Source organism: Brenneria roseae subsp. roseae (assembly GCF_003115845.1).
Classification (GTDB): Bacteria; Pseudomonadota; Gammaproteobacteria; order Enterobacterales; family Enterobacteriaceae; genus Brenneria; species Brenneria roseae.
The window spans coordinates 153,556-169,895 of sequence record NZ_KZ819024.1; the positions used below are offsets into that span (position 1 = coordinate 153,556).

Below are 16,340 nucleotides of genomic sequence, written 5' to 3' on the forward strand. Positions count from 1 at the left end.
TTAGGCATAGTCTATTCATTTATGATATGGGTTGGCGCATTTGATTAGGGGGAAACATGGCGGCAATATCATTGCGACACATTGAGATTTTTCATGCGGTCATGACGACCGGTAATCTGACGGAGGCGGCAGCATTGCTGAACACCTCGCAGCCGACGGTCAGCCGTGAACTGGCGCGGTTTGAAAAGCTGATTCAGATGACCCTGTTCGAGCGGGTGCGAGGGAGACTGTATCCCACGGCGCAAGGGTTACAGCTGTTTGAAGAAGTCCAGCGTTCCTATTACGGGCTGGACAGAATTATCAGTGCCGCCAGCGACATCCGCCGTTTTCAGCAGGCGCAGCTTTCGATCGCCTGCCTGCCCGTGTTTTCCCAGTCGTTGCTGCCTGATGTATGTAAACCGCTGTTGACCCGCTATCCCCGGCTCAGCCTGCACATCATTCCGCAAGAATCGCCGCTGCTGGAGGAGTGGCTCTCCGCCCAGCGACACGATCTGGGACTGACGGAAAACAACCTAACGCCAGCCGGTACGGAGCGCCAGACGCTGATGCTGCTGAACGAAGTCTGCGTGCTGCCCGCCGGACATCCTCTGGCGGCAAAAATCGTGCTCACTCCCGCCGATTTTGCCGATGAACCCTTTATCAGCCTGTCGAGCGCCGACAGCTATCGCCAACTGCTGGATAAACTGTTTCAGGAACAGGGCGTGGCACGACAGATGGTATTGGAAACGCACAGTGCGGCTTCGGTCTGCGCCATGGTTCGCACTGGCGTCGGTATTTCGATTGTCAATCCGCTGACCGCCCTGGATTACGCGGCGTCCGGCGTTGTCGTGCGTCCTTTCAGTATTGATGTTCCGTTCACCGTCAGCCTGATTCGTCCACTGCATCGCCCTGCTTCGGCGCTGGTGGATAGGTTTATCGACCAGCTTAAACGCTATGCCGCTGACGTCCCCAGACGTTTACAGCAAGTGCTACAGCAGTGACGAGCCGAATGCCGTATGGGGAGGGAAAAAGATTTGAACGAGGCATCAGCATACGCTATCAAATCAGGCGCTTTTGAACGGGTCACGAAATGTGCCGGCGTGAAATCTATTGTGGGCATAGCGCATGATCACCGTGTCAGCGCCAGCCAACAAGCCATCTTATGGTATAGTGCATAGTATTATCCTTTTATGACCTTTTCCCTGCGGGGAAAACGACGCAACCACTGACCTAATAAGATCCATGCCACAACATAGCCAAGTCACCCAGCACGCAGCATCACACGCCACATTCCCGTCAGGACGCTTCTCCGTTGCGCCGATGCTCGATTGGACCGATCGTCATTGCCGTTATTTTCTCCGCCAGTTAAGCCGCCATGCCTTGTTATATACCGAAATGGTCACTACCGGCGCGATTATTCATGGCAAGGGCGACTATCTGGCTTATAACGAGGAAGAGCATCCGCTGGCGTTACAGTTGGGCGGCAGCGATCCCGAGGCGCTGGCGCAATGCACCTATCTGGCCGAACAGCGCGGCTATGATGAGGTGAATCTGAATGTCGGCTGCCCGTCCGATCGCGTGCAAAACGGCCGCTTCGGCGCCTGCCTGATGGGAGAAGCTACGCTGGTGGCTGACTGCATCAAGGCGATGCAAGATCGGGTTTCGATCCCGGTGACGGTGAAAACGCGTATCGGTATCGACGATCGAGACAGCTATGAATTCCTGTGCGATTTTATCCAAACCGTGGCCGTTCGCGGCGGCTGCGATACCTTTATCGTCCACGCCCGCAAAGCCTGGCTATCTGGCCTTAGCCCGAAAGAAAATCGCGAAATCCCGCCGTTGGATTACCCACGCGTCTATCAGTTGAAACGAGACTTTCCGGCACTGACGATTGCCATCAACGGCGGTATCAAAACGCTGGAAGAGGCCAAAATCCATCTGCAATATCTGGATGGCGTGATGATGGGCCGTGAGGCTTATCAAAACCCCGGCATACTGGCGCAAGTGGATCGCGAACTGTTCGGCGAACAGGCGGCCAGCCCGGATATCGCCGCCGTTGTGGAATCCATGTATCCCTATATCGAACGTGAGCTCTCGAACGGCGCCGCGTTAGGCCACATTACCCGTCATATGCTCGGCCTGTTTCAGGGCGTGCCGGGCGCACGCCAGTGGCGGCGTTACCTGAGCGAAAATGCGCATAAACCGGGAGCCGATGCCGCCGTTGTTGAACGTGCGCTGGCATTAATCAATCCCACCGTGACGGCCCGTAAGGGCGACGGGCAGGATAACCCGTCATAAAACAGACTAACTGTTAGTCGTTTTGACTAACACCATGCTTTCCCTTCTCCGGCTGTCGCTGATAAATCAATAAGTTATCAGCGATACGTTTTGGCACGATTATTGTAATTACATGATAACCGCCATTGCGTTTTGCTATCGACACAGGCGACGAATCACGCTTAACAGGCAAAAATAATCAACCGCCACAGGAGCACACCATGTTGGAAATTTTCTTCGTTATTGGATTCTTTATTATGCTGATGGTCACCGGCGTCTCGCTGCTGGGCGTGATTGCCGCACTGTTTATCGCTTCGATTTTTATGCTGATTGGCGGACTGTTCGTCGTCACGCTCAAAGTCTTGCCGTGGCTACTGCTGGCCGTCGCCGTGGTTTGGATATGGCGTCATTTTCAGCAAAAACCGGTGCGCTATTACCGCTGATTCGGCAGACAATCTCCTTAACAGGGTATGTGACCAACCAGGTTGGACCACCACTGAAGGATAAAGGGATATGCAAAACTGTGCGCCAGCAGATATTTTTTCCTGATAACGGCTGCTAGGATGTCGCCACAATTTATTGCCCGTCTTGCCTGACATCAGGTTTTATCATTATCTGAAAAAACAGCCTATTAAAGGCAGCTGGCAAAACGATTTCATCATCGTCAGGAAACATAATAGTCACGCAGTGGCACCTTCATGGCGACTACCCCGCTGTACCCTACATACAGCTCGATGAAATTAGCGTAATGGCAAAGGCCTCCCTTGGGAGGCCTTCTGCTTTTCCAACATCGGCGATGGAAACGCCCGATTACCGTCCCGGTATCAACAGGCTGGAACCTTGAGTACGACGGCTTTCCAGCGCCTGATGCGCGGCCTGAACGTCGGACAAGGCAAAGACCTGTTCCGGTGCGACATCCACCTTGATCGCGCCGCTGGCAATAAGCGAGAACAGCTCGCTGCTCGCCTGATCCAGTTCAGTACGGTTAGTGACATAACCGTGCAGTGACGGACGGGTCGCATACAGTGAACCTTTCTGATTGAGGATGCCCAGATTAACGCCGGTCACCGGACCTGACGCATTCCCGAAACTGACCATCAGCCCGCGACGATGCAGGCTGTCGAGAGACGCCTCCCAGGTATCTTTCCCCACCGAGTCATACACCACCGAAACCTTGTTGCCATCGGTCAGTTCCGCAACCCGCTGAGCAATATTTTCAGTACGGTAGTTAATCGTTGCCCAGGCCCCTTCCTGTTTGGCTCGCCGCGCTTTTTCATCGGACCCCACCGTACCGATCAGTTTGGCGCCCAGCGCTTTCGCCCATTGGCAGGCAATCAACCCCACGCCGCCGGCTGCGGCATGAAACAGAAAGATTTCATTAGGTTTGATTTCATAAGTCTGACGCAGCAAATAGTACACCGTCAGCCCTTTCAGAAAAGAGGCCGCCGCCTGCTCAAAACTGATGGCGTCCGGCAGGATAGCGACCTTATCTTCCGATACATTATGTACATCGCTGTAGGCTCCCAACCCCGACTGAGCATAAACCACGCGATCGCCGACCTTAACCGTACCGACGCCGGCGCCGACTTTCGTTACCACGCCGGCCGCTTCCGACCCCAGCCCGGAAGGTAAATCGGGAACCGGATACAAACCGCTGCGAATATAGGTATCGATGAAATTGATGCCGATGGCGCGGTTTTCCACCTGAACTTCACCCGCCGCAGGCTCATTGGGTGTAAAATCAACATATTGCAGAACCTCTGGCCCACCGTAAGCTCTGAACTGAACTCGTTTTGCCATGTTATCTCCTCAACCGTGACGGTTTCATTGTCTCGCCATAATACGTATTGCAGTGTGGCATTTCCTGCGTTCAGATATACAATGCCCTCTAATCCAATGGCAAATCAACCGGTAAAGACCTCGCTTCATGGCAGAAAAAAGACCAACCAATAAATCGAATGAACCCCGTGACCGCCAAATGGAAGGATTAAAGCTTCCGCCACACTCGCTGGAAGCGGAACAATCGGTATTGGGTGGACTGATGCTCGATAATGAACGCTGGGACAACGTGGCAGAGCGTGTTGTTTCCAACGATTTCTATAATCGCGCCCACCGCCTGATCTTCACCGAAATGCAGCGTCTGCTGGAAATGAACCGGCCGATCGACCTGATCACCCTGTCAGAATCACTGGAGCAGAAAGGCGATCTGGAGTCGGCCGGCGGCTTTGCCTATCTGGCCGAACTGGCGAAAAACACCCCCAGCGCGGCTAACATCGGCGCTTACGCCGACATTGTGCGGGAACGAGCCGTCGTACGCGAGATGATCGCCGTCGCCAACGAAATCGCCGATGCCGGTTACGATCCGCAAGGGCGCAGCAGTGAAGACCTCCTCGATCTGGCCGAATCCCGCGTTTTCCAGATAGCCGAAAACCGCGCCAGTAAAGATGAAGGCCCGAAGAGCATCGATCGCATTCTGGAAGATACCGTTTCCCGTATCGAACAGCTTTACCAGCGCCCGCATGACGGCGTAACCGGTGTTTCCACCGGTTATCAGGATCTGGACAAGAAGACCGCCGGCTTGCAGAAATCCGACCTGATTATCGTCGCGGCGCGTCCTTCAATGGGGAAAACCACGTTCGCCATGAACCTGTGCGAAAACGCCGCCATGATGCAGGATAAACCGGTGCTGATCTTCAGTCTGGAGATGCCCGGCGAACAGATCATGATGCGTATGCTGGCTTCGTTGTCCCGCGTCGACCAAACCCGTATCCGTACTGGTCAGTTGGATGATGAAGACTGGGCGCGAATTTCCAGCACCATGGGCATCCTGCTGGAAAAGCGCAACATGTATATCGACGACTCTTCCGGCCTGACGCCAACGGAAGTGCGTTCCCGCGCCCGTCGGGTATTTCGCGAACATGACGGTCTGAGCCTGATTATGATCGACTACCTGCAATTAATGCGCGTACCGTCCCTGTCAGATAACCGTACTTTGGAAATTGCGGAAATATCCCGTTCACTCAAAGCATTGGCAAAAGAATTGCAAGTTCCTGTTGTTGCACTGTCCCAGCTTAACCGAAGCCTGGAACAGCGTGCGGATAAACGGCCGGTAAACTCCGACCTGCGTGAATCGGGATCCATCGAGCAGGATGCCGACCTGATTATGTTTATCTATCGTGATGAGGTTTATCATGAAAACAGTGACCTAAAGGGAATTGCAGAAATTATTTTAGGGAAACAGCGTAACGGCCCGATCGGTTCCGTACGTTTGACCTTTAACGGGCAGTGGTCGCGCTTTGATAACTATGCCGGCCCACAATACGATGATGAATAGCGCACAATGATAATCATGCGCTAAGGATAAAGAATGAAAACGGCAACTGCCGTCATTAGCCGCCGGGCTTTGCGTCATAACCTGCAACGGGTTCGCCAGTTGGCTCCTGAAAGTCGTCTGGTCGCGGTGGTAAAAGCCAATGCTTACGGTCATGGTCTGGTTGAAGCGGCACAGACTTTTCACGACGCCGACTGCTACGGCGTCGCTCGACTCTCGGAAGCCCTGACGCTGCGTGCCGCGGGGATCACCAAACCTATCCTGCTGCTTGAAGGTTTTTTTTCTGCCGACGATCTTCCCCTGCTGGCGACCCATCAGCTTGAAACCGCGGTTCACAGCCCCGAGCAGCTTGCGGCGCTGGAACAAGCCGACCTCCCCCACCCGATTCGCGTCTGGATGAAACTCGATACGGGAATGCATCGTCTCGGCGTACTGCCGGAACAGGCGGATGCGTTCTGGCAGCGGCTAACCGAATGCCACAATGTGGTGCAACCGGTGAACATCATGAGCCATTTTTGTCGCGCCGATGAACCAGAATGCGGTGTAACAGAACGTCAACTGGCCTATCTTGATGCGTTTGCGCAGGGAAAACCGGGGGCACAGTCCATCGCGGCATCCGGCGGCATTCTGCTGTGGCCGCAGGCGCACCGCGATCAGGTTCGTCCCGGTATTATTCTGTACGGCGTGTCCCCCCTCGACAATGAAAATGCCGTCCATTTCGGCTTCCAGCCCGCCATGACGTTAACGTCGCACCTGATCGCCGTGCGCGAACATAAAGCAGGAGAATCCGTCGGTTATGGCGGCACCTGGACCAGCAAGCGCGATACGCGGCTTGGGGTGGTCGCCATCGGCTACGGCGATGGTTATCCGCGCTGTGCGCCGGCAGGCACGCCGGTATGGATAAACGGACGTGAAGTTCCGCTGTCCGGTCGGGTTTCCATGGACATGATTACCGTCGATCTCGGACCAGACGCGCAGGACTACGTGGGCGATGAAGTCATCCTGTGGGGACCGGCCCTGCCGGTGGAGAGAATCGCCACCCATACCGGCGTCAGCGCCTACGAGTTGATTACCCGCTTAACGCAGCGCACGCAGTTGGAATACCTTGATGATTAGCAGCACCGGACCGCATAAAACGAACGGATAAAAGCGAAAGGAAGCGCCGTTGGCGCTTCCCTGGTCTGAAATGTGATTACTGTCCGACGGCCAGCCACTCGCCGACAATCGTCTGATACGCACCTGTCGCCTTGGTCAAGTGCAGCCACTGATCCACATACAATTTCCAGCTCATATCTTCGCGCGGCAACATATACGCTTTTTCCCCGTACTGCATCGGTTTGTCCGGGTTAATCGCACACAGTTCCGGGTAGTGTTTCTGCTGGAACAAGGCTTCTGATGCCTCGGTAATCATCACATCCGCTTTCTTATCCACCAATTGCTGGAAAATAGTCACATTGTCCTGCAACATCAACGTTGCCTGCGGCAAGTAAGCCCGGGCGAACGCTTCGTTGGTTCCTCCCGCCGGTTCAATCAACCGCACGGATGGTTGATTGAGTTGCTCGATGGTCTGGTATTTATCTTTATTCTCGCAACGCGCCAGCGGAATTTTCCCGTCCACGTCCAGCGTCTGGGTAAAAAACACCTTTTTCTGCCGCTCCAGCGTGACGGAAATTCCGCCCATAGCGATATCGCATTTACCGGACTGAAAATCAGGCATCAGCGTTTTCCAGGTGGTTTTCACAAAATTCACCTTAGCGCCCAGACTTTTTGCCAGTGATTCCGCCATGGAAATATCGATCCCCTCGTAGCTACCATCGTCATGCAGAAAGGTATACGGTTTGTAATCGCCAGTGGTACACACGTTCAGCACGCCTTGCTGCTGAACCGTATCCAGATGAGATTCGGCGCTTACCCCTCCGGCGACCAGCAACAATGCTAATGAACCCCATTTCATCATGATTTTCCCCCTATAAAAGACATTCGGATTTTATTATTACGTTAATCATTCCCTTCACAGCCCGATCGGTATCAGCAAGACCGAAATCTGAATTTCCGGCGCCATCGCCATCATCACCAAAATACCAGCCAGGAACAGCAGACCCGTCACATTGGTGATGAAATAGCCAGGATTTTAAACGCGTTTCCTGATGCGACAGCTTTTTCGCCGAACGAAATTGCAGATAAGTAATGTAAATCATTGCCCAGTTGATAACACCATGAAAACAGTGATAATTTAAATTCATCTTGAATTTCACGCTTCATGCATGAAATGCGAAATTTTGGTTTATCTGGCGCACTAACAGGCTGATTTTCGCTCGAATTGACCCTTTGTCACGCCGGGGATGCGTACAAATGAACCATCATGGTGCAAAACAATCCGTTACGGTCTCTGTGGCAATAAAAAAGTCGTAGGCAAAGAGAGATAAAAAACTGTTAGTCTGTCAATTCAACTGTCTGACGCCGTTTGGGGAGAACCATGTACACCATTGATGACTTCGATCTGAAAATCCTGACGCTGCTACAGGCCAATGGCCGTCTGACCAATCAGGAACTGAGTGAACTGGTCGGGCTTTCGGCCTCTCAGTGCTCCCGACGCCGTATTGCACTGGAACAGGCGCGGCTGATTCTCGGCTACCACGCCCGCTTATCTCCCAACGCTATCGGGTTGGAATGTCTGGGATTGATCGAAGTCCGCCTGATAAACCACACCACCGAATATGTTGAAAGATTCCACCAGATGCTGGGGGAAGTGGATGCCATTATTGACGCTTATAAAACAACGGGTGATGCCGATTACCTGCTGAAAGTGGCCGTTGCCGACCTGCCGGGATTAAGTACGCTGATTAGCCAGATCCTGTCGCAAAACAAAAGCGTGGCGCACCTGAAAACGTCCGTGGTACTCAACCGACTCAAAGAAAATGGCCTGATGGCTCCTGAAATGCCGCTGTTGCCCTGATATAGGGCAATATGCTTCTCTCTGGTGCAATAAAACCATCAACCCTCGCCTTTTAGATGAATATAATGCACAAATCAATCACAAAAACCGCAATCAATGCGTCATTCGTGCAATATCTTCAAACTTATAATTCAATAAGTTACCCTTATTCCTGCCTTTAATCTGCCGAATTACGCCCAATATTCCACGCATCTGGTGCGATTTTTGCTTAACAGACAGGTGCTTACTGACCGTACATTGAATACTTCTTATGGATAACGTTATCACTACCGAAAAACTGTCACATACATTGCTGGAAGATATTCTGGCCATGCTTATCGGCACGCTGATGGTTTCTTTTGGCGTCATTTTGCTACGTCAGGCCGGTGCGTTGACTGGCGGTACGGCTGGCCTCGCCTTTCTACTGCATTACCTGACGCAGGTATCCTTTGGCGTGGCTTTTTTCCTGCTGAATCTGCCATTCTATTATCTGGCTGTTCGCCGTATGGGCTGGAAATTCACCGTGAAAACCTTTTGCGCCGTTGGACTGGTTTCCGTATTTTCCGATCTGCATTCGCTGTTTATCCATTTCGATCGGCTCAACCCGTTTTATGCCACGCTGTTTGGTAATATCATCATGGGGTTGGGATTCATTGTACTGTTTCGCCACAAGGCCAGTCTGGGCGGCGTTAATATCCTGGCCCTCTATTTACAGGATAAATACGGACTGCGGGCAGGGAAATTACAAATGGGCGTGGACGTTGTGATTGTACTGGCTTCCTTGTTCGTGGTAAGCATACCTATGCTGATTGCTTCCATACTGGGAGCAACCGTTCTGAACCTGATTATTGCGATGAATCATCGCCCCGGCCGCTATACTGTCTGATGGTCAGAGCCAGATAAAAAGATGATTTACCGAGTCGAGAACCCGATACCCTATAAATATTTCCAGGAGAGCGACACTGTGTTCCAAAATGTTGATGCCTACGCGGGAGATCCCATCCTGTCACTGATGGAGAAGTTCAAACAGGATCCGCGCGCGGACAAAATAAACCTGAGTATCGGGCTGTACTATAACGAACAAAATATTATTCCTCAGCTTCGCGCCGTCAGCGCCGCAGAAGACGCCCTGCAACAATTACCCAAGAGCGCCAGTTCCTATCTGCCGATGGAAGGTTTGCAATCTTACCGTACTGCCATTCAGCACCTGCTGTTTGGAGAGAACCATCCGGTATTGAACGCCAACCGGGTTGCCACCATTCAGACGCTGGGCGGTTCCGGCGCACTGAAAGTCGGTGCCGATTTCCTGAAGCGTTACTTCCCGGATTCAGAAGTATGGGTCAGCGATCCAACCTGGGAAAACCATATCGCCATTTTCGCCGGCGCCGGTTTTAACGTTCACACCTATCCTTATTTTGACGCTGACAGCCTGGGCGTGAAATTTGATGCCATGCTGGCTACGCTGCAACAGTTACCCGCACACAGCATTGTGCTGTTGCATCCGTGCTGCCATAACCCAACCGGTTCAGATCTGACCAACGAGCAGTGGGACCGCGTTATCGAAGTGGTAATCAGCCGTGAACTGATCCCGTTTATGGATATTGCCTATCAGGGCTTCGGCGCGGGGATCACAGAAGATGCCTACGCTATTCGTACCATCGCCCGAGCAGGCGTTCCGGCATTGATCGCCAATTCGTTCTCCAAAATTTTCTCGCTATACTGCGAGCGTGTCGGCGGACTTTCCATCGTGTGTGAAGATACCGACAGCATGCAACGCGTGCTGGGCCAGTTGAAAGCCACCGTGCGCCGCAACTACTCTTCTCCGCCGAATTTCGGGGCGCAGGTCGTTTCCAAAGTGTTGAACGATACGGAACTGAGTTCCAGCTGGCGCGCGGAAGTGGAAGAGATGCGCTCGCGCATCATTGAAATGCGTCAGACGCTGGTCACCGCGCTGAAAGCGGCTTTGCCAAACCGTAACTTTGATTATCTGCTGACCCAGCGCGGTATGTTCAGCTACACGGGTTTCAGCCCGGAGCAGGTTGATCGTCTGCGCGAAGAGTTTGGCGTTTACCTGATTGCCAGCGGCCGTATGTGTCTGGCGGGCCTGAACCACGGCAACGTCCAGCGCGTTGCAGCGGCTTTTGCAGCCATTCAGTAAACAACGAATAGAATATTCGAAGCCACCGGGTTTAACCGGCCCGTAATTCATAACAATTATGGATTTGGTTAATCCGGTGGTTCTTTTTTAACAGGGAATAACGGTCATGCACAGCAGTGCATGACCGTTATTCTTTCCTGCCAATCCAGCGTGTGTTTCTAAACTGCCTGTACGGCGGTGAACGTTACCTTTAAATGGTTTTAGAAGGCCTTTTATTTCTAAGCTGCCTGTACGGCAGTGAACGCGTTTCTCGCCATCTTTCAGGGTAATGCCGTTTTCTAAGCTGCCTATACGGCAGTGAACGAAGCTGCGGTCCGTAATGAACGCTCCCTGGATTTCTAAGCTGCCTATACGGCAGTGAACAAGCCGGAAAACGACGCTCTTGTCTCGATTACTTTCTAAGCTGCCTATACGGCAGTGAACTTCCGCCTGATTGGCGGCGTTTACCTGCTGTTTTTCTAAGCTGCCTATACGGCAGTGAACATAGCTTCCCGCTTCTCACGCTCTGCGCGTTCTTTCTAAGCTGCCTATACGGCAGTGAACTTATTTGTCGATCAGGTTGTTGTAATCGTTGTTTTCTAAGCTGCCTATACGGCAGTGAACAAGCCGATCTGATCGGTGAGTTCGCCACCATTTTTCTAAGCTGCCTATACGGCAGTGAACGGCCAAACATGACAACACCGCCGCCGATACCGTTTCTAAGCTGCCTATACGGCAGTGAACGCGGAAAGTGCAGCGTTTATTGCTGATACATCTTTCTAAGCTGCCTATACGGCAGTGAACAGACGGGCGGTAATGTTCAAGCCACGCGATAATTTCTAAGCTGCCTATACGGCAGTGAACGCCAGTTTTAACATGCAAGTACCACACGCTCTTTTCTAAGCTGCCTATACGGCAGTGAACATCCATATACAGGAGTAGATCATGGGGAAGACTTTCTAAGCTGCCTATACGGCAGTGAACCGTAGCCTTTTCACTTTAACGATTTGTTTTATCAGCAGCAATTATCATTTTTATATGCCAACCCCTTTTTTCCAGGCTTCTTATAACTTATTGATTATTAATACGTATAAGTCAGGCAAATAAAAAAGGGTCATCACTGATGGAATATTATTTGTGGCAGTAACTTTCCATCGCACCACTGTGCTAATCTGAGTTCTCTATCCTTTATCTTTCCTATCGCAGGGACATTGTCTCCCCCGCAATTCGAAATTTATTGGGTGTCGTTTCCAGAGCATGACAAATTTCTCTATTAAATAATTAGTCTGCGATTTATTTCGTCGGTGTCATTATAGTTATCGCTGCGACAGAGAATATATTATGGATAATGTCTTTAGTCCTTCAGATTTAAAAACGATTCTGCATTCCAAACGCGCCAATATTTATTACCTCCAGCACTGCCGAATTCTGGTTAATGGTGGTCGGGTAGAATATGTCACGGAAGAGGGAAACCAGTCGTTGTACTGGAATATCCCCATTGCTAATACCAGTGTTGTGATGCTAGGTACTGGAACATCCGTGACGCAAGCGGCAATGCGGGAATTTGCCCGCGCGGGTGTGATGATCGGCTTTTGTGGCGGCGGTGGGACACCGCTATTTGCAGCTAATGAAGCCGAAGTGGCGGTGTCCTGGCTATCGCCGCAAAGCGAGTATCGGCCAACGGAATATTTACAGGACTGGGTCAGCTTTTGGTTTGACGATCAAAAGAGGTTGGCCGCAGCGGTGGCGTTTCAACAGGTGAGAATAGCGCAAATCCGTCAGCACTGGCTCGGTTCTCGTCTGTCCCGGGAACAACGATTCACGTTTAAATCAGAGCATCTTCAGGCATTATTGGATCGTTATGAAAAAGGGCTGGCGTCCTGCCACAACAGCAATGAGGTGCTGGTGCAGGAAGCAATGATGACCAAAGCACTGTACAGACTGGCCGCCAATACCGTGAACTACGGTGAGTTTACCCGAGCCAAACGCGGCGGGGGTACCGATTTGGCCAACCGTTTTCTCGACCACGGCAACTATCTGGCTTATGGACTAGCGGCAGTGGCAACATGGGTATTGGGCCTGCCGCATGGTTTGGCTGTCTTGCACGGTAAGACCCGACGCGGTGGACTGGTGTTTGACGTTGCCGATCTGATCAAAGATGCATTGGTACTGCCGCAGGCATTTATTGCCGCGATGGCCGGTGAAGATGAGCAGGAATTTCGCCAACGTTGCCTGACGGCATTTCAGCAATCAGATGCGTTGGATGTCATGATCACCAGCCTGCAAGAGGTGGCTGGACAGCTTAGTCAGGTGGGCAGATGAATATTCTGCTGATATCAGAATGTAGCAAACGAGCGCTGGTAGAAACCCGCCGGGTGCTGGATCAGTTTGCCGAACGTAAAGGTGAACGCAGTTGGCAAACAGCTATTACTCAGGAAGGATTGAATACACTACGCAAACTGCTGCGTAAAACGGCACGTCGTAATACCGCCGTAGCCTGCCACTGGATCCGCAGCGCCAACCATACCGAATTACTGTGGATTGTTGGTAATCTCCGACGCTTCAATGCCCAGGGAAGCGTCCCAACGAATACCACCAGCCGGGATATTCTGCGTACGAAAGATGAGAATCCGTGGCACAGCGCCGAGGTATTCAGTCTGCTGGCGGCGATTGCCGGGTTGTTTCATGATTTCGGCAAAGCCAATGCCTTGTTTCAGGCGGGATTGCTCGAAAAAGGCCCTCGCAGCCAGCCTTATCGGCATGAATGGATATCGCTACGCTTGTTTCAGGCGTTTGTTGGCAAGCAGGATGATCGCGCCTGGCTAACGGCGCTCAGTACCATCACCGCGGAAGCGGAAACGGCGTTACTGTCCCGTCTGCAACGGGATAAGACACCTGCGGGCGACAGCCCGTTTCATTCTTTACCGCCGCTGGCACAGGTTGTAGCCTGGCTGATTGTCTCCCACCATCGGTTGCCGGTGTTTAATCCCTCGCCTGAACTGGCACCGGACAGATCACAACCACAACTGGATTACCTCGACCGCTGGCTGACCGACCATGTATCTCCGCAATGGAATGCCCTCAATCATTGTAACCCCGACTGGCGCCCATCCGATCTGGAACAGGTATGGCAGTTCCCGCACGGCACGCCGTTGCGCAGCAAAATCTGGTGTGAGAAGGCCCGCAAGTTTGCCGGACGAGCACTGAAATTACCGTCGCTGGCGCACTTCGGCCAGTTGGATCAACGTCTGACCGTGCATCTGGCACGTCTGGTGTTGATGTTGGCTGACCATCATTATTCCGCCAGCATCGCAACGGTTGGCTGGCAGGATAAGGATTACCCGGTGTGGGCCAACACCGATCGGCAAACGAAGAAATGCAAGCAGCAACTGGATGAACATTGTGTTGGCGTCGGTCAGAACGCCCTGCTGTTAGGGCGCAGTCTGCCACATTTACGTGATACGCTGCCTGCCATCACCCGTCACAAGGGATTCCGCCAACGCAGCACACACGCACGTTTCCGCTGGCAGGATCGCGCCTTCGATCTGGCCTGTTCCATCCGTGCTACCAGCGCCCGACAAGGGTTCTTCGGCGTCAATATGGCCTCCACGGGGCGGGGGAAAACTTTCGCCAATGCCCGGATTATGTATGGGCTGGCCGAAGAGAGCATTGGCTGCCGCTTCTCGATCGCGTTGGGGTTAAGAACGCTAACGCTGCAAACTGGCGATGCCCTGCGGCAACGATTAAAACTGGAAGAGGACGATCTGGCGGTGCTGATCGGCTCCCAGGCAGTGCGGGATCTGTATACATTGCAGCAAGAAGATAAACATCGCCGGCAGGAAGTACTGTATCAAAGCGGTAGTGAATCGGCTGATCCACTCTTTGCCGAACATCAATATGTGCGTTACGACGGCACTCTGGATGACGGCCGCCTGAAAGCGTGGCTGGAGCAAGGCTCCACCCTGCATCAGTTACTCAGTGCGCCGGTACTGGTCACTACAATTGATCACCTGATGCCCGCCACCGAAGGGTTACGCGGCGGCCGGCAGATCGCGCCGATGTTGCGGTTATTGACCGCCGATCTGGTGCTGGACGAACCGGATGATTTTGGTCTGGAGGATTTGCCTGCACTCTGTCGACTGGTGAACTGGGCCGGCATGTTGGGATCGCGCGTGCTGCTCTCGTCAGCCACGCTGCCCCCGATTCTGATCCGCGCGCTCTTCGCCGCCTACCTTGATGGGCGCGCAGCCTGGCAGCAGGCTTATGGCACACCGGACACCGCGCTGAACGTGTGCTGTGGCTGGTTTGATGAATTTGACTGCCAGTACCAGCAACATGGCAATGATAGCGATTTCTTTACCGGGCATGAGTCATTTATCAGTAAGCGACTGAAGAACCTGGCACAACATGAGTTACCGCTACGCTTTGCGGCAATTACCCCTGTGAGCAGCGCCAGCACGCGTGATGAGGATGTTCATCTGGCGGTGGCGCAAACGCTACATCCACTGATGTTCGACTTGCACCATCAATATCACCAGAGGCATAAAAACGGTAAAACCGTTTCACTGGGGTTGATCAGGATGGCGAACATCGATCCGCTGGTGGCCGTCGCTCGTCAACTACTGGCAATGCCATCGCCATCGGATACCTGCATTCATTATTGCATTTACCACAGCCAACACCCGATGGCGATGCGTTCCCACATCGAACAAAGGCTGGATACGGCGCTGATGCGCGGCGATGCCGATGCCATATGGCAGGTAGAGGAAATTCGTGACGCGATGGGAAATACCCCACAGCGACACCATCTGTTCGTGGTGATAGCGACCTCGGTGGCGGAAGTGGGCCGCGATCATGACTATGACTGGGCGATTGTCGAACCTAGCTCAATGCGGTCGCTGATTCAGCTGGCTGGCCGGATACTTCGTCACCGACAGGATGAACAGCATGTACCGTCAGCACCCAATATTTATCTGCTCAGCCGAAACCTGCGATCGCTAAAGGGCAAAAAAGTGGCGTACTGTAAACCCGGGTTTGAATCTGAAAAGCTAAAACTCACCAGACACGATCTGCATCAATTGTTAAAAGAAGAAGAATACCGCCACCTCAGCGCCTCACCCCGTATTTTGCAGCCAAAACCGATCACCAGCCCGTTGACCTTTGTCACACTGGAACATGTGGCATTGGGCGATACGCTTTTTGGCCTGAAGAATCGCGATTCGCAAAAACCGACCGCCGCACTCTGGTGGCAAGCCCATCCCCACTGGTGCGGCGAGCTTCAGCGACGCACTCCGTTTCGTAAGTCGGCCAAAGAGAGTCTGTACTGCTTATGGATCGCCGATGAAGACGAAGCGCCGGTTTTCATGGTTCAGGATGACGGCCCCAGTGGCTGGAAACCAATTGACATTATTCGCTCTGTGACACAGCACATGGCGGACGGCGTAAGCGCCTGGATCGATCCCGACTACCACGCCTTGTATCAACGACTGGCCGAGGAGAAACAGTGGGAACTGAGCTGGGTCAGCGCCCGTTTCGGCGAAATCCGCCTGCGGGATAGTGATAATAGCTGGTGCTGGCATCCGCTGTTAGGGGTGTTTGGCGCACTCAATTGAATGCGCCGCTACCTGTACGGCAGTTAAAGTTAAACTTCATTTCGCCTACTTCTAAGCAGCCTGTACGGC

13 protein-coding genes and 1 CRISPR repeat array are annotated in these 16,340 nt (G+C 52.8%); of the genes, 10 read left to right on the forward strand and 3 right to left on the reverse strand.

Annotated features, from left to right (window positions below):
* The first annotated feature begins 56 nt into the window (after window positions 1-56).
* The 3 genes from DDT52_RS05030 to pspG all read left to right on the forward strand — a co-directional run bounded on the left by DDT52_RS05030 (window position 57) and on the right by pspG (window position 2,699).
* Complete coding sequence (locus DDT52_RS05030; protein ID WP_136155388.1) at window positions 57-980, forward strand: LysR family transcriptional regulator; 924 nt, start codon at window positions 57-59, stop codon at window positions 978-980.
* A gap of 241 nt (window positions 981-1,221) precedes the next feature.
* Window positions 1,222-2,277: a tRNA dihydrouridine(20/20a) synthase DusA gene (gene dusA, locus DDT52_RS05035; RefSeq protein ID WP_136155389.1), complete on the forward strand. Its 1,056-nt coding sequence runs from the start codon at window positions 1,222-1,224 to the stop codon at window positions 2,275-2,277.
* Between the two features lie 200 nt (window positions 2,278-2,477).
* On the forward strand, window positions 2,478-2,699 hold the full coding sequence (pspG, locus tag DDT52_RS05040; protein ID WP_136155390.1) for an envelope stress response protein PspG: 222 nt from the start codon (window positions 2,478-2,480) through the stop codon (window positions 2,697-2,699).
* 367 nt (window positions 2,700-3,066) lie between these two features.
* Here the strand turns inward: pspG and DDT52_RS05045 are convergent, their stop codons facing one another.
* Window positions 3,067-4,056: a quinone oxidoreductase gene (locus DDT52_RS05045; RefSeq protein WP_136155391.1), complete on the reverse strand. Its 990-nt coding sequence runs from the start codon at window positions 4,054-4,056 to the stop codon at window positions 3,067-3,069.
* A gap of 127 nt (window positions 4,057-4,183) precedes the next feature.
* Between DDT52_RS05045 and dnaB the strand changes: the two genes are divergently transcribed.
* Both dnaB and alr read left to right on the forward strand, forming a co-directional pair.
* Window positions 4,184-5,590, forward strand: a complete 1,407-nt coding sequence (gene dnaB, locus DDT52_RS05050) for a replicative DNA helicase (RefSeq protein WP_109052532.1) — start codon at window positions 4,184-4,186, stop codon at window positions 5,588-5,590.
* Between the two features lie 33 nt (window positions 5,591-5,623).
* The gene (gene alr, locus DDT52_RS05055) at window positions 5,624-6,703 is read left to right on the forward strand and encodes an alanine racemase (RefSeq protein ID WP_136155392.1); all 1,080 of its coding nucleotides are present in this window, start codon (window positions 5,624-5,626) and stop codon (window positions 6,701-6,703) included.
* Window positions 6,704-6,779: 76 nt separating this feature from the next.
* Here alr and DDT52_RS05060 read toward each other — a convergent pair whose 3' ends face one another.
* Together DDT52_RS05060 and DDT52_RS05065 are read right to left on the reverse strand one after the other, a co-directional pair.
* On the reverse strand, window positions 6,780-7,544 hold the full coding sequence (locus DDT52_RS05060; protein ID WP_136155393.1) for a transporter substrate-binding domain-containing protein: 765 nt from the start codon (window positions 7,542-7,544) through the stop codon (window positions 6,780-6,782).
* Window positions 7,545-7,554: 10 nt separating this feature from the next.
* Window positions 7,555-7,830, reverse strand: coding sequence for a hypothetical protein (locus DDT52_RS05065; RefSeq protein ID WP_247595486.1), 276 nt, complete (start codon window positions 7,828-7,830; stop codon window positions 7,555-7,557).
* Window positions 7,831-8,063: 233 nt separating this feature from the next.
* Between DDT52_RS05065 and DDT52_RS05070 the strand changes: the two genes are divergently transcribed.
* The 5 genes from DDT52_RS05070 to cas3f all read left to right on the forward strand — a co-directional run bounded on the left by DDT52_RS05070 (window position 8,064) and on the right by cas3f (window position 16,271).
* Complete coding sequence (locus DDT52_RS05070) at window positions 8,064-8,543, forward strand: Lrp/AsnC family transcriptional regulator (protein WP_136155394.1); 480 nt, start codon at window positions 8,064-8,066, stop codon at window positions 8,541-8,543.
* A gap of 250 nt (window positions 8,544-8,793) precedes the next feature.
* Window positions 8,794-9,408 carry a YitT family protein gene (locus tag DDT52_RS05075; protein ID WP_136155395.1) on the forward strand — a complete coding sequence of 205 codons (615 nt, stop codon included), beginning with the start codon at window positions 8,794-8,796 and terminating at the stop codon, window positions 9,406-9,408.
* 78 nt (window positions 9,409-9,486) lie between these two features.
* Window positions 9,487-10,680 (forward strand): amino acid aminotransferase, encoded by a 1,194-nt coding sequence (locus tag DDT52_RS05080; protein ID WP_136155396.1) that lies wholly within the window; start codon window positions 9,487-9,489, stop codon window positions 10,678-10,680.
* 155 nt (window positions 10,681-10,835) lie between these two features.
* Window positions 10,836-11,643: a CRISPR direct-repeat array (repeat unit 28 nt; unit sequence TTTCTAAGCTGCCTATACGGCAGTGAAC).
* Between the two features lie 357 nt (window positions 11,644-12,000).
* The gene (gene cas1f, locus DDT52_RS05085) at window positions 12,001-12,981 is read left to right on the forward strand and encodes a type I-F CRISPR-associated endonuclease Cas1f (protein WP_136155397.1); all 981 of its coding nucleotides are present in this window, start codon (window positions 12,001-12,003) and stop codon (window positions 12,979-12,981) included.
* Window positions 12,978-16,271 (forward strand): type I-F CRISPR-associated helicase Cas3f, encoded by a 3,294-nt coding sequence (gene cas3f, locus DDT52_RS05090; protein WP_136155398.1) that lies wholly within the window; start codon window positions 12,978-12,980, stop codon window positions 16,269-16,271. Before cas1f ends, cas3f begins: the two co-directional genes overlap by 4 nt.
* The last annotated feature ends 69 nt before the right edge of the window (window positions 16,272-16,340 follow it).

Bases quoted from the DNA above. Each gene is read 5' to 3' on its own strand.
- DDT52_RS05030 (WP_136155388.1), top strand. From the start codon at position 57: ATGGCGGCAATATCATTGCGACACATTGAGATTTTTCATGCGGTCATG.
- dusA (WP_136155389.1), top strand. From the start codon at position 1,222: ATGCCACAACATAGCCAAGTCACCCAGCACGCAGCATCACACGCCACA.
- pspG (WP_136155390.1), top strand. From the start codon at position 2,478: ATGTTGGAAATTTTCTTCGTTATTGGATTCTTTATTATGCTGATGGTC.
- DDT52_RS05045 (WP_136155391.1), bottom strand. From the start codon at position 4,056: ATGGCAAAACGAGTTCAGTTCAGAGCTTACGGTGGGCCAGAGGTTCTG.
- dnaB (WP_109052532.1), top strand. From the start codon at position 4,184: ATGGCAGAAAAAAGACCAACCAATAAATCGAATGAACCCCGTGACCGC.
- alr (WP_136155392.1), top strand. From the start codon at position 5,624: ATGAAAACGGCAACTGCCGTCATTAGCCGCCGGGCTTTGCGTCATAAC.
- DDT52_RS05060 (WP_136155393.1), bottom strand. From the start codon at position 7,544: ATGATGAAATGGGGTTCATTAGCATTGTTGCTGGTCGCCGGAGGGGTA.
- DDT52_RS05065 (WP_247595486.1), bottom strand. From the start codon at position 7,830: ATGAATTTAAATTATCACTGTTTTCATGGTGTTATCAACTGGGCAATG.
- DDT52_RS05070 (WP_136155394.1), top strand. From the start codon at position 8,064: ATGTACACCATTGATGACTTCGATCTGAAAATCCTGACGCTGCTACAG.
- DDT52_RS05075 (WP_136155395.1), top strand. From the start codon at position 8,794: ATGGATAACGTTATCACTACCGAAAAACTGTCACATACATTGCTGGAA.
- cas1f (WP_136155397.1), top strand. From the start codon at position 12,001: ATGGATAATGTCTTTAGTCCTTCAGATTTAAAAACGATTCTGCATTCC.
- cas3f (WP_136155398.1), top strand. From the start codon at position 12,978: ATGAATATTCTGCTGATATCAGAATGTAGCAAACGAGCGCTGGTAGAA.